This is a genomic window from Archaeoglobus sp., assembly GCF_017656475.1.
Lineage (GTDB): Archaea > Halobacteriota > Archaeoglobi > Archaeoglobales > Archaeoglobaceae > Archaeoglobus.
In genome coordinates this window covers 32,199-44,059 of sequence record NZ_JACDNT010000008.1, presented here as the reverse complement: position 1 = coordinate 44,059, position 11,861 = coordinate 32,199, and the positions used below count along the sequence as shown (strand labels likewise).

The following is an 11,861-nucleotide window of genomic DNA, read 5'->3' as shown; positions in this document are numbered from 1 at the left end:
GTTAAAAAGTCTTCGGCTTGAGTCAATCTGTAGTTGGAAGAAGCGAGTAAAAGAAGCGAATTAAATAAATAAAACTTTATCTCTGAAACCTTAGGATGCTTCTTTTACCGCTCTCAATAACTCTCCTGACGACATCAGCTTCAATTCCGATTTCATCTGAGATTTTTTTCCAGTCCCTTATTCCGGTTACTTCAGAGTAGCTCAGGATAAAGTCCTCAACTCCTTCCTCATCTTCAAGATCCCAGAAACCGCTGTAAAGCGGGTTAAAGTCGAGCATGAATGCGTACTTCTCTTCATTGTCCTTCAGATTCATTCCGAACAAATCAGAGTCTGACAGGATAGACTCAACCGCTTCTCTAAGCCGTTTGCAGTTGTATTTCTTGCCGGGTGGACTGTATAAGCCCACAATTTCATTCATCTCATCTTCACTCATTGTGAAGGGTTGAGAAGGCATGGTCTGGATTATCTCAAACGTTTTTCTATCGACGGGAGATATCCTGCTTTTTCCCTTTTTGCTGAGCTTTACCGTGTAGTAGTCCAGATTTTTCCCCTTATTGAACCTGAAGTCTCTCTTTCTCAAATTTAAGAGTTCTTCCGGCGTGGATAGAGTCGAGGCTATCATCCTTATCAGAGCATGATGCAAAGTATTCTTCTTGGACAGCACTAAGTGATGCTGTATGTCGTACTCGGTTCTGAGCAGATCCATAGGTGGTAATCAGTCGCCCTTCTTATTTGCTTTATGTCGGGAAGGCTTATTAGGTGAAAAGGTGAGTATTTAACATGAGGCTTTATCTGATGCAGCACGGAAAGGCGAAGCCCAAGGAGGAGGATCCTGAAAGGGGACTTACTGAGGAAGGTGCTGATGAGGTTGAGAGGACCGCAGAATTCCTTGAAAGGGCTGGAATTAAGGTTGAAGGAATATACCACAGTGGTAAAAAGAGGGCTGAGCAGACCGCCGAAATTGTTGGAAAGCATCTGAAAGTAAAGGTGGAGAAGGCAGATGGTCTCGAACCTCTTGCTGACATCGGGGTGTGGGCGGAGAGGCTCGAGAAGCTTGATGAAGATATAATGCTTGTCGGCCACCTCCCGCACCTCTCCAGGCTCACCAGCTACCTCCTCACAGGAAATCCAGACCTTGATGCTGTGACATTCATATTCGGTGGTGTTGTGTGCCTTGAAAGAGAGAAAAGGAAGTGGAGGCTGTTATGGGCCGTTAGGCCTGAAATTCTGGCTTGATTTACTTGTCCTCCCCGTTTTTCAGAAAAATTTTAAACTTTGGGAAAGGTTGGAGTAACATGAACTTTGATAAAGTCGTTCAGAGAATCTGTGAATTCATAGATGAAATTGTCAAATCATCAGGCTCCACAGGTGTGGTTCTTGGGTTAAGCGGTGGTGTTGATAGCTCCACCGTCGCTTATCTCTGCACTAAAGCTCTCGGAAAAGAAAGAGTTTTTGGACTCATAATGCCTGAGATTGGTGTAACTCCGGAAAAGGATGTGGAGGATGCCATCAAAGTCGCGGAAATTCTAGGGATTGATTATAAGTTAATTGAAATCAATGAAATAATCGAAGTTTTTAAGGAGAAGGCTGGAGAGGGTAGTAAGATGGCTGAGGCAAATCTTAAGCCAAGGGTAAGAATGGTTCTCAACTACTATTATGCAAACAGCATGAACAGGCTTGTTGCTGGAACCTCAAACAAAAGCGAGCTCATGGTCGGATACTTCACAAAATACGGAGATGGCGGTGTTGATTTCATGCCAATTGGTGATTTATTTAAGACAGAAGTTTTCCAGCTCGCCTCTTATCTCGGAGTTCCTAGGAACATAATCGAAAAGAAGCCCTCAGCAGCCCTCTGGCCCGGACAGACTGATGAGGAGGAGATGGGCATAAGTTACGCCGAGCTTGACGAGATTTTAAAGCTGATTGAAAAAGGGGAGAAGAGGGACGATGAAAAGTTCAAGAAAGTCCTGAAGATGGTTGAGAGGTCGAAGCACAAGAGGCAGATGCCCCCAGTAGCCAGGGTGAGAGATTTACTATGAAAAAAGTTTTGCTTTTGCTTTTAATTGTCATTTCAATTACAAACGCCTCTGCCGTGGAGATTTACGGGAAGATTTACAGATGGGACACTCTTGATGTTGTGAATAATGTTGTTGTTGAAATAAGAGATGACGCTGTCCAGAGAATGGTCTCTGAAAACGGAGAATACAGGTTCAACGTCACTCCCGGAAATTACATGATTATAGCTCAAGCTGGAGAGTACTATGCCGTTGAGAACGTCACCGTTGAGAGTAGCATGAGGTTTGACCTCATCCTGTTCCCAAAGCTTGAGGATGTGGAGGAAATTCCTGACTTTCCGGCTGTTGAGGAGCAAGAAGAGGAATTTCCTTACTACATCATTGCAATTTTCGCTTCTGGTTTCGTTTTGGCCACTCTCTTCTTCATCAAAATTCGCTCTGGTAAACAGCCACCAACTGTTGAATGGGAAATTAAACCAACCGAGCATGACCTTCCCGAAGACCTTGCGGAGGTTGTGGAAATAATAGCAAAAGAGGGGGGAAGGATAACACAGAAGGAGCTGCGAAAGAGGCTGGGATACAGTGAGGCCAAGATGAGCCTGATCATTGCTGACCTTGAGCGGAGGGGTATTGTGGAAAAGGTGAAGAAGGGGAGGGGAAATATAATATTCCTCAAAGAGAAACCTTAAGTTTTTACAAACTCCTTAATCTCGAATTCAAGCCCCTCATCTATAAGACTTCTCAGCAAATCGTTCAGCATGCTTTCAGTACATGCAACAACTACACCACTCCCGTGATGAGCGGCCTCAATGCATACATCCTTTGCCCCAAAGAAAATTGGCTCGACCCTTATTTTCCTGCAGGTAACAAGAGCCTCTATTCCAATGGCAACGACTATGCTCGTTGGCCTTGACTTTACAAGTTCTCTAAACGAGTCGAGGTCAACTTTCCTGCTTCCCCCCTCCGCAACTCCCGGAACCTTAACTATGACTATCTCTCCCTTTTCTGGAGGCTCAAAGCTACCTGTAGGCTTGATCAGAACATCCTCACCATCTTCGGCTGATGTCAAAGCCACACCATTCCCCTTTGCACTTTTTTCTGCAAAGATGTAACCATCTCCGAACCAGTATCTTACCGAATCGCCTTCAGCTATTTTTCCCTTCGCGATGGCAACAACTGTCTTTGAGTAAATCTTCTTTAGAAGCTCCTCGCTGAAAAGGTGTAGATCTATGAGATTTCTGGACATCCACTCCTCTCCTTTCCTTGTCACCTCGTAGTAGCCCTTGTGAACGACATTTATAAACCCCTCAGAAACCATCTCCTTAAAATGCTCTGAAATTGCCTGAGGAGTTAAACCAAGTTTTTTCGCAATGTCTCTCTGATTGCATTCGGGGTTGACCATGAGTTCGGACAGAATAAGGAATCTGATGGTGTCCTTTCTGCTGAGAAGGACGTTCATAAATTTTGTTTGATTTTTAGTATTTTAAAGTTACTTTGGTTTCTTTAATTCATCCGATGCTAGGAATTCCAAGTTTCATATTTGATTAAAAGATTTTTTAAACTTCACATTATCTCGTTAACATGCCGAGAAGCCCAGTTTATTTTGAGTCTATCGAAATTGGAGAAAAAATCGAGTCTATACCGCGAACAGTCAGCGAAACAGACATCTGGACGTTTGCATACCTGACAGCAGACTTTTTTCCGCTCCATACTGATGCTGAATTCGCCAAGAAGAGCATATTTGGGAAGCCTATCGCACAAGGCATGCTTGTTCTCAGCATAGCTTTAGGAATGATTGATCAAGTGATCCTGTCCAACTACGACGTAAGTTCGATAATAGCCTTCTTCGGAATTAAGGACGTGAGGTTTTTAAGACCGGTCTTCATTGGTGACACCATTTCAGCCACGGCGGAGGTTGTGGACAAGCAGGATTTTAACGAAATAAGTGGAGTGGTTACATACAGGCTTGAGGTAAAAAATCAGAGGGGAGAGGCTGTTCTATCTGCCCTCTACTCCGCTCTCATTCGGAAAAATCCTTCAAAATGATTTCCTTTAATTTTATTCTGTCAGCTTTTCCAAGCCTCGTAAGTGGGATTGAGTCCATTATCAGCACTTTCCTGGGAACCTTAAAGTCTGCAAGCTCTTTTTTGCAAGCCTCGATGACTTCCTCCTCACTAATCGATTCTCCAGCTCTGGGGACAACTGCAACCCATACGACCTCTCCATATATCTCGTGGGGATAACCGAAAGCTGCAGCGATTCCTACCTTTGGATTTTTCATAACCACTTCCTCGACTTCTGAGGGGAGCACTGTGTAACTTCCAACCCTTATCACTTCCTTTTTCCTTCCTACAATGTATAGCTCCTCCCCCTTCTTATATCCCAGGTCGCCGCTGACCCAGTAACCATCTCTGAACCCCTTCTCTGTTTCTTCAGGCTGTCTGAAATACCCTTTACTCACCACCGGGCCCTTTACCAGCACCTCTCCAATTTCTCCGTCATTCAGTTCATTCCCTTCCTCATCAACAATTTTCACATCCACACCCTCAAAGGGCACACCCACGTAACCCTCTGTGAACTTCATTGGGTCATCTTCTGGTCGAGAAAAAGTTGCGAAGCCTGCAGTTTCAGTTGAGCCATAACCAACACCGATCTTCTCGCACCATTGCATCATTCTTTTTAGAAGTTCCGGATTTAGTTTCTCTCCTGCAGTCACGAGAAGCTCAACGGGTGGTAATGGAGCATTCAATGAGAAGATGAGAGCAAACATTGTTGGCACCGCCCCAAAAAATGCTATCTTCTCATCTCTTAACTCTTTTAGTACTCTATCAGGTCTCCAGTGGTCAATCAGAATCATCTTCGATCCGTTAACCAATCCTGTAGCGAACAATTCAGTGGTGCCACCAACATGGCTGGGTGGAAGGTGCACAAGCATGTTCACTCTTTCTTCCCTGCCGACATAGCTGATTATGCTTCTAAGCTCACCCAATGCCATTGACACGATATTCCTGTGAGATAGGAGAGTTGCCTTTGGAACCCCAGTCGTTCCGCCAGTGAAAATTATCAGGATATCGTCATCCGGTGTTTGCTCTACAGCTTTTTTTATTGGCTCACCTTCCAGCAGTTCGTCAAAATTCTTCTCGATAAAATATATCTCTGGATTGCCAACCTCTCCCCTTATCTCTGAGAGGATTTTTTCGACATCATTCTCCTGAAATCTTTCAACAGACACTACAACTTTTGGTTCTGCGTGACCCAGAAACCTCCTTAGTTCTGCTGTTCTGTACCTAACATCCATCGGAACGCAGATTGCTCCAATTTTCGAGCAGGCTAAAAAGGTGTAAACGTATTCAGGACTCATGGGGAGAATTGTAGCTACTCTATCACCTTTCTTAACTCCGAGCTTCAGAAGTGATGCCGCAAGTCTGTCTACTTTCTCCTTTAGCTCACCGTAGCTGATCTCTTTGTCTTTGAATTTTATTGCCGGATACGTCTCATTCACTTCAGCCCAGTGGTCGAGATACTGCCAGAGGTATTCAAATTCCTGAATCATACGAGCAGTGGTTTCCAAATTATTTAAGGTTTATTATGAGCATTTCAGGTTTACATAAGATAAATTTAATAAACACAAAAAGAAAGAAAAATTAAAGTCTTCTTACCACGCCCTCTCCCTTCACGTTCACGTCTCCGACCCAGGCATCCTCTTGTTTTACAAAGGTAGGCATCAGCTCGAACTCTCCGCCGATCTTTATCTCTCCGGCTTTCATGTCTCCTCCGACGAATCCGCAGTTTCCGTGAATGACAATCGTCCCTCCCTTCATCTCTGTGCCAATGAAATCTCCAGCATTTCCCTTGATCTCTATCTCCCCGCCAGCCATCTTCTCTCCAATGTAGTTTCCGGCGTTGCCCTCAATGGTGATCTTTCCACCGCTCATTCCGGTAGCATCGCCGTAGTAGGCGCAGCCCACCAGGTTTGCGGCATCTCCCTTGACGACTATCTCTCCGTCCTTCATCTCTGCCCCAAGCCAGTCGTCCGCATCACCCTCTATGACTATTTTACCACCTGCCATGTATGCCCCGCAGTTCGCTCCAACACTCCCCTTGACGACTATTTCGCCATCACTCATCCTGCAACCGACCCACTTCACCCTGCTGAAGTCCCCGTCAAGGACGAGTTTCTTGTCGTCTCCCTCCTTTGTTATCTCAAAGAGTTCTCCCAGCTCAACCACATCTTTCCCATAGTACACCTTGAACTTCTTGATTTCTCCCACGTCCTTCTCTGCCAGGTCTGGTGTGAGTTCTGCCTCGACCGTCACAACAAACTCCGTCTTAGGTTTTATGATGATCACCTTTACCACCCCCTCAGATTACTATCCTCTCTGGTTTCTTCAACCATTCCTCCTCAACACCGTAGTTCTGAAGCTCCACGCTGTAGTACTTGAAGTAGTCCTCAAGGTCTGGCTTGATTGCTTCCATGTCCACTCTGCCCGTTGCATCGACCCAGTAGGTCTTGCCCCAGCACTCATCTACAAGCTCACCGTTCTTTGCCAGAATCCTACCGCTCTTTATCGTGTACTCTGCGGTCTTGAAGGCCTTGTAAACCTTCTCGAAGTCGTTTGAGGTGTCAATTTCAAGCGGATTCAGGTCGTAAATTGCGATGTCAGCATCTGCTCCAACACCGAGATGCCCCTTTTGTGGCAGACCGAGAATTCTCGCTGGCAGAGAGCGTGTCATGTGTATGATCTCTTCCAGTGTCTTCTCCGTGTCGATAGCGGGGAGGTTTGTGGCCTTCTGAACGAATGGGCTGACCTTCTCAAGCTCACCCTCTCTCATCTTCTTGCTCATTAGCATGGCCATGACGTACGGATACTCAGTGAAAGGTCCACCATTCGGATAGTCTGTTGTCAGAACAACCTTGTCGCTGTCAATCAGCAAACCTAGCTCCAGACCAATAGCCCACTGCAGCGCATGAACTGGATTCTTCGGCAGGTAAACAAGCGGAACTATTCCTGCTCCACCCTCAACCTCGCTGTCCTTGTTGCTCCACCTCGCTCCCGTCAGCTTGTGGAGTGTGAACTGGAATGGCGCGTCTCCCGTCATTGCAGTTGCGTGTCCGAAAATTGGCTGCCCCATGTCGATTGTTACGTTGTCCATGCTGTTCATGGTTTTAGCTATCTCCTCCGCACCACTCGAAACAGTCCTCCAGCTATCTCCAGCGTAGGCGTTGAACTGCACGTGCGTGACATGGAGAACCTGCCTTGCATCATTGCTGAATCCACCTGCAAGCTTTATGGTTTCGATGGTGGTCTCGTAGTTTCCTGGCACGCCAAGGCGGTTGCAGTGCAGGTGGACGGAGTGGTTCAGCTTCAACTCTTCGACTGCTTTAATGAGAGACGTGATTATCTCCCTCGGAGTGACATTAAAGCCGGGAACTTGATCATCGAGGCTTGTCACGTTTCCTCCATACATCCAGGCCTCAACACCACCCGGATTCACAACCTTAACACCGAATCCCTTTGTCCTCTCAAGCGCCCAGGCGATGAACGTCTTCAGCTTCTCGATATCCTTCGCCTCAACGTACTTGAACACGAAGTGCCAGTTTCCGAAGACCGGAAGGGCGGCTTTGTCGATCATCGGAATCGCGTCAAGCTCCTCGTGTGTGTGCATGGCACCGATTGGTGGCTGTGCAGCTTCAAATGAGGATGTGTAGCCCATCTTTGCATACTCGTAACCGATTGCTGGAGAGGTGAGCAGAACTCTACCAACAGCAGCCCTGAACTTATTTGCAATGTTCCTCACAACCCTCATCTCTTCAGGACGCATCGTTCTGCCCGTGTTTATCTTGCTGCCTGCTATATGCGCGTGCATGTCAACTCCGCCGGCAACCACGAGCTTGTTTGAGGCGTCGATAACCTTTACATCTTCTCCTTTTACCTCGCTTTCCTCAACAATTTTACCGTCCTTGACGAAGATATCCATCTTCTCCGCCTTAACCCCATTTTTGGGGTCGATAACAATACCATTTTTAATATGCAGTGCGTGATGCATTGACAATCACCTCTTAAGCTCCTCAACCTTCTCAAACAGCTTCTCCAGAATCTGCTCGTCGCTCCAGTAGCTGGTTTCCACGATCTTCTTGACTCTCAGCGGAATTCCGTCCATTCTGTATGCCGTCCCCTCTGCTTCAAGCCCCGCAACTGCTGAGGGAATGACGACATTCGCAACCAAGGTTGTCATGTTCGGGAACGGGTCGATCTGAATCACGGGGATGTTTTTGAGGTGTTTTACCGCTGCCTTCGGGAAGTGTGCCGCTGGGTCTGAGGCAATTACAAGGGCAGCATCGCAGTCTTTCCTCTTCAGAACCTCAACCGCTGAGAACTCGGCAGGAGAGAACCTCGGATACCCTCTGCTGAAATCAATTGCATACTGGTAACCAACCTCCCATGCGGGCACCTCTCCAGCACCAACAACGTTGTAGTGCCCTCTCATCGGCCAGATGACCCATCTTGTGTGGCGGTTGAGGAGCTGAATCAGCTTTACTGCATTTTCGATGTTCCTGTCTCTGCCCCTTGACTGTGTAACACCAAGACCGTAGAGAATAGCCCCATACTTGGCGTTCTTCATTGTCTCTGCAAGCTCAATCAGCTTCTCCTTGCTCACCCCTCCAACCTCATCCGGCACTGCATCAGCATTGCCAGAAATTATTGCCCTCAAAGCAGAGATTATCGGGTAGTCGTATCCGGGCTTGATCTGGATGAACTCATCTGCAAGCTTTGCCGTCTTTGTAGGCCTCACATCAACCACAATCACTTTCCTCTGCTTCCTGTCCTTAATCAGCAAACCTTTGGCTGAGATGGAATATCTCATTCCGTGTCTTGGGTGGGCCTCCATCGGGTTTGCTCCCCAAAATACCACAACATCCGCCCTGTTCTTTATCGCTCCCAGACTCCCGCCCGGAAGCCCCTCTTCAATTACTGCCAGTGTTCCGGGAGCGTGGCAGACACTTGCGCACTGGTCGTAAACGCCCCTAACTTTCTCCGTCAGAAGCACACCAAGTCTGATGGCCTCGTTAACTGTAGAGGCCCAGCCGTAAAGTAAAGGCTTCTTCGCATTGACGAGAATCTCAGCGGCCTTCTCGATGGCCTCCTCATAGCTAACCTCTTTCCCATCAATCATCGGAGCCTTAATGCGCTCCTTCTTCGAGAACTTGCTGCTTCCAAGCTTGCAGAGCCTCTTTGATTTGAACTTCTCAGTATCAAACTGCCCGTCGTCGCAAACACTCCCGCAAAAAGTACATATTATATTTTCTTCGGCCATTTAAATCGCCTCCAGAAGCTCTTTAACACTCAAAACCTTCTCGTCCGTTTTCTCTACAGTTCCTTTTACGCCCTTAAACTGCGGCATTCCTGTTCCGTCAGTTGCAGGGTCGATGACCATGTTCGCGTAGGGGCCCATTGGGATAAATACAATTCCTTTCGGCATGTCTCCCTTCTTTGCGAAAACAACTACCTCGCCAAACTCTGTTTTTACCTTTACTCTGTCGCCCTCCTGCAGTCCGAGAGCGTTCCAGTCATCTTCGCTTAGTTCAGCGTAATTGACGGCGTTGAAGTACTCTTCGGTTAGTTTTTCCTCAACAGTGGCCCCCTGATTGAGGGTTCTACCAGATATAACTTCCACTTCCAGCATGCTACCACCAAAAGTTTTTAGGGAAGTCTCAACAAATACTATTTAACCGTTCTCTTTTTGGCTGTGTCAATAAAGAATGGATTTTCAATGTTTTTTAATTTTAAACTCCCGTCGTAACATGGAAGTAAATATATAGTAAGATAAAATCACTCCAATGCTCATCAGCCCCAACCCCGGCTCGACGAAATACTGGAGCCAGAAGTTGTTGTAGGGATTGGGAGTGTATGGCTGAGCGGGATTTGCGAGCATGTAGAGGTTTACGGTAGAGGTTGCAAGCAGCAATCCAGCCATTGTGATCCACCCGGCAATTGAAGCAATCTTTGATTCTGTCAATGTAAGATAGGCAAGCAGCAGAACTGCTCCCCAGAACACGAGCAGGATGTGCCAGTGCCCGATGTTGTATGCCAGCTCGGCCCAATCCCATACTTCCGCCCTAAATTCTGGATTGAAGAACCTTGGTTTTCTGAGGCTGATTGCGACTATGGCTCCGGGTGCAGCGACAAACGCCCATATCCAGAGGTTTCCGAGTTTCAACCCCCAGTTTAACACACCCTTCGGGCTTTTTATCTCGTAGTTAGCGGTTCTGAACGACAGCATGAGTGTGCCGAAGATTAGAGCGAGTGCTGCTGGAGTGATTATCAGGTGTGCAATTTTTCCAAAAAACCACACAGAATAGGAGGCGAGAGCCATCACGGTTTCGCCAAAAATAACTGCGTATACTGAAATTTTCGTCCATTTTCCGGGCTTCAATTCCAGAATTTTTACTGATACCAAAAACACAAGGGCGAGTGAAAGAGCTATCATCGCATGAAGATGCCCGGTCATCGCCCTCCAGACTTCATTTTCCTCCGCTAAGTCAGGATTGAACCTGCTCTGAATTTTGGCTTCGAGAAAGCTCTCCGCTGTGGTGTGGTCTATAAAGCTGCTCCCAACCCACCCACCTATGAGCGCCCCACCCAGAAGCAAAATACCAGCGATTATTATCGCCCAGTCCAGCAGACTTTTTTCTCGCCTTAGAAGCTCGAAGAGCACGAGAAGGCTTGCTGAAAAAGCAACCGCCAATCCTGCGATGAAAAGCCCGTGCCAGAAGAAGGTGTGATCAATGTAAGAGTAGGTTATGGCTCCTATTGCGACCATCAGAGCCCCAATCAGCATGAGGTTAAGTGCATCAGTATTTAAGCGGTATTGCCTTACAATCAGCGCCACCGTGCCATACATCAGTATGATGAAGACCGCATGATAGTAGTGCGCAACTCTTGTAAGATAAAACTCCGCCATATCGGGGTCGGGATTAATTATCTCTGCACCTCCGTTTGAGTATCTCGAACCAGGCAACTCCTCAGGCAATCCCACCGCTTTCCTGAAGTCTTTAAAGGGTGGTGAGAGCAGAACACCAAATCCTATGATGATCACCGCTAATGTGAAGGCAATAAGCATGTGGTGCTCTGCTCTCATTTCGCCACCTCACTCACAACAACCCAGTCCCTTGCTCGCATAAAGTCCAGCAGCCATAACGAAGGCTGAGAGGAATAGCAGTGGATGGAGCAAGAACACGACAGTTTCAAAGGGCAGTAAGGGCTTCCCCGCCATTAGCGTTGCCAATGCTAAGCCACCAACTGATATCAGCAAACCACCAACGCTGACAACTATTGCTGTTGCAGAAACCTGCTTTCGCGCTGCAAGGATGAGTGGCAAGAATACAATGATGAGTCCGGAAATAGAGTGAACAAGCACCCTTGGAATTCTTGCCAGCTCTCCACCAACAGCTATGAGAATCAGCATTAAAACCACGAACGCGAGATAGTGCTTCCAGTATTCACTCCTGCTCGCAATTATTCCGGTAGCAAGCAGTCCCGGGTACAAAGAACCAAGATAAGGAGTCGCTGATAGTTGCAGAGCATCCAAACCCATCGTTGCGAGAGCAATTGTTATAATCAGGAAGCAAAGCGATGAGATTGCCCACAAAATCGCTGCCACATGTCTTGCTCTCGAATACAGCATAGCCGACACGCCCAAAAGCGCAAAAGCTGAAATAACCGTTACCCACTCTTCACCGGGAAACATATCTATCACCAAATTCAATTCGGTTAGAGTGAGGCATAACCTTTTTCCCGAAAATATTCGATGGTTGAGTTTCAAGAATTACTTTTATCAACTGCC

The 11,861-nt window shown here is 47.0% G+C and carries 13 protein-coding genes; 4 read left to right on the top strand and 9 right to left on the bottom strand.

Annotated elements, in window-relative coordinates; all coding sequences use genetic code 11:
* Window positions 1–76 precede the first annotated feature (76 nt).
* A complete protein-coding gene (locus H0Z19_RS03870) occupies window positions 77–706 on the bottom strand; it encodes a hypothetical protein (RefSeq protein WP_290724014.1) in 630 nt (209 codons plus the stop codon).
* A 74-nt stretch (window positions 707–780) separates the two neighbouring features.
* Here H0Z19_RS03870 and sixA point away from each other — a divergent pair, with 74 nt between their 5' ends.
* From sixA to H0Z19_RS03855, 3 genes are read left to right on the top strand one after another with little or no spacing between them, the layout of a single operon-like run.
* Window positions 781–1,236 (top strand): phosphohistidine phosphatase SixA, encoded by a 456-nt coding sequence (sixA, locus tag H0Z19_RS03865; RefSeq protein WP_290724011.1) that lies wholly within the window; start codon window positions 781–783, stop codon window positions 1,234–1,236.
* Window positions 1,237–1,295: 59 nt separating this feature from the next.
* Window positions 1,296–2,039 (top strand): NAD+ synthase, encoded by a 744-nt coding sequence (locus H0Z19_RS03860; RefSeq protein WP_290724009.1) that lies wholly within the window; start codon window positions 1,296–1,298, stop codon window positions 2,037–2,039.
* Window positions 2,036–2,704: a MarR family transcriptional regulator gene (locus H0Z19_RS03855; protein WP_290724007.1), complete on the top strand. Its 669-nt coding sequence runs from the start codon at window positions 2,036–2,038 to the stop codon at window positions 2,702–2,704. The genes H0Z19_RS03860 and H0Z19_RS03855 overlap by 4 nt, the downstream gene beginning before the upstream one ends.
* On the opposite strand, the gene H0Z19_RS03850 is transcribed toward H0Z19_RS03855, so the two are convergent.
* On the bottom strand, window positions 2,701–3,474 hold the full coding sequence (locus H0Z19_RS03850) for a winged helix-turn-helix transcriptional regulator (protein ID WP_290724006.1): 774 nt from the start codon (window positions 3,472–3,474) through the stop codon (window positions 2,701–2,703). The genes H0Z19_RS03855 and H0Z19_RS03850 overlap by 4 nt on opposite strands.
* A 122-nt stretch (window positions 3,475–3,596) precedes the next feature.
* Between H0Z19_RS03850 and H0Z19_RS03845 the strand changes: the two genes are divergently transcribed.
* Window positions 3,597–4,061 (top strand): MaoC/PaaZ C-terminal domain-containing protein, encoded by a 465-nt coding sequence (locus tag H0Z19_RS03845; RefSeq protein ID WP_290724003.1) that lies wholly within the window; start codon window positions 3,597–3,599, stop codon window positions 4,059–4,061.
* Here the strand turns inward: H0Z19_RS03845 and H0Z19_RS03840 are convergent.
* The 7 genes from H0Z19_RS03840 to H0Z19_RS03810 all read right to left on the bottom strand — a co-directional run bounded on the left by H0Z19_RS03840 (window position 4,036) and on the right by H0Z19_RS03810 (window position 11,765).
* Window positions 4,036–5,568 (bottom strand): class I adenylate-forming enzyme family protein, encoded by a 1,533-nt coding sequence (locus tag H0Z19_RS03840; protein WP_290724001.1) that lies wholly within the window; start codon window positions 5,566–5,568, stop codon window positions 4,036–4,038. The two genes, H0Z19_RS03845 and H0Z19_RS03840, sit on opposite strands and share 26 nt — an antisense overlap.
* Window positions 5,569–5,659: 91 nt before the next feature.
* Window positions 5,660–6,364: a formylmethanofuran dehydrogenase subunit C gene (locus tag H0Z19_RS03835; RefSeq protein WP_290723999.1), complete on the bottom strand. Its 705-nt coding sequence runs from the start codon at window positions 6,362–6,364 to the stop codon at window positions 5,660–5,662.
* A gap of 13 nt (window positions 6,365–6,377) precedes the next feature.
* Complete coding sequence (locus H0Z19_RS03830) at window positions 6,378–8,063, bottom strand: formylmethanofuran dehydrogenase subunit A (RefSeq protein WP_290723997.1); 1,686 nt, start codon at window positions 8,061–8,063, stop codon at window positions 6,378–6,380.
* Between the two features lie 6 nt (window positions 8,064–8,069).
* Complete coding sequence (locus tag H0Z19_RS03825) at window positions 8,070–9,332, bottom strand: formylmethanofuran dehydrogenase subunit B (RefSeq protein ID WP_290723995.1); 1,263 nt, start codon at window positions 9,330–9,332, stop codon at window positions 8,070–8,072.
* Window positions 9,333–9,701, bottom strand: coding sequence for a molybdopterin dinucleotide binding domain-containing protein (locus H0Z19_RS03820; RefSeq protein WP_290723993.1), 369 nt, complete (start codon window positions 9,699–9,701; stop codon window positions 9,333–9,335).
* Window positions 9,702–9,785: 84 nt separating this feature from the next.
* The gene (locus H0Z19_RS03815) at window positions 9,786–11,156 is read right to left on the bottom strand and encodes a hypothetical protein (RefSeq protein ID WP_290723991.1); all 1,371 of its coding nucleotides are present in this window, start codon (window positions 11,154–11,156) and stop codon (window positions 9,786–9,788) included.
* A gap of 9 nt (window positions 11,157–11,165) precedes the next feature.
* Entirely contained in the window at window positions 11,166–11,765 is a 600-nt protein-coding gene (locus tag H0Z19_RS03810) for a hypothetical protein (RefSeq protein ID WP_290724064.1), read from the bottom strand.
* Window positions 11,766–11,861: the final 96 nt, after the last annotated feature.

Bases quoted from the DNA above. Each gene is read 5' to 3' on its own strand.
- H0Z19_RS03870 (WP_290724014.1), bottom strand. From the start codon at position 706: ATGGATCTGCTCAGAACCGAGTACGACATACAGCATCACTTAGTGCTG.
- sixA (WP_290724011.1), top strand. From the start codon at position 781: ATGAGGCTTTATCTGATGCAGCACGGAAAGGCGAAGCCCAAGGAGGAG.
- H0Z19_RS03860 (WP_290724009.1), top strand. From the start codon at position 1,296: ATGAACTTTGATAAAGTCGTTCAGAGAATCTGTGAATTCATAGATGAA.
- H0Z19_RS03855 (WP_290724007.1), top strand. From the start codon at position 2,036: ATGAAAAAAGTTTTGCTTTTGCTTTTAATTGTCATTTCAATTACAAAC.
- H0Z19_RS03850 (WP_290724006.1), bottom strand. From the start codon at position 3,474: ATGAACGTCCTTCTCAGCAGAAAGGACACCATCAGATTCCTTATTCTG.
- H0Z19_RS03845 (WP_290724003.1), top strand. From the start codon at position 3,597: ATGCCGAGAAGCCCAGTTTATTTTGAGTCTATCGAAATTGGAGAAAAA.
- H0Z19_RS03840 (WP_290724001.1), bottom strand. From the start codon at position 5,568: ATGATTCAGGAATTTGAATACCTCTGGCAGTATCTCGACCACTGGGCT.
- H0Z19_RS03830 (WP_290723997.1), bottom strand. From the start codon at position 8,063: ATGCATCACGCACTGCATATTAAAAATGGTATTGTTATCGACCCCAAA.
- H0Z19_RS03825 (WP_290723995.1), bottom strand. From the start codon at position 9,332: ATGGCCGAAGAAAATATAATATGTACTTTTTGCGGGAGTGTTTGCGAC.
- H0Z19_RS03820 (WP_290723993.1), bottom strand. From the start codon at position 9,701: ATGCTGGAAGTGGAAGTTATATCTGGTAGAACCCTCAATCAGGGGGCC.
- H0Z19_RS03815 (WP_290723991.1), bottom strand. From the start codon at position 11,156: ATGAGAGCAGAGCACCACATGCTTATTGCCTTCACATTAGCGGTGATC.
- H0Z19_RS03810 (WP_290724064.1), bottom strand. From the start codon at position 11,765: ATGTTTCCCGGTGAAGAGTGGGTAACGGTTATTTCAGCTTTTGCGCTT.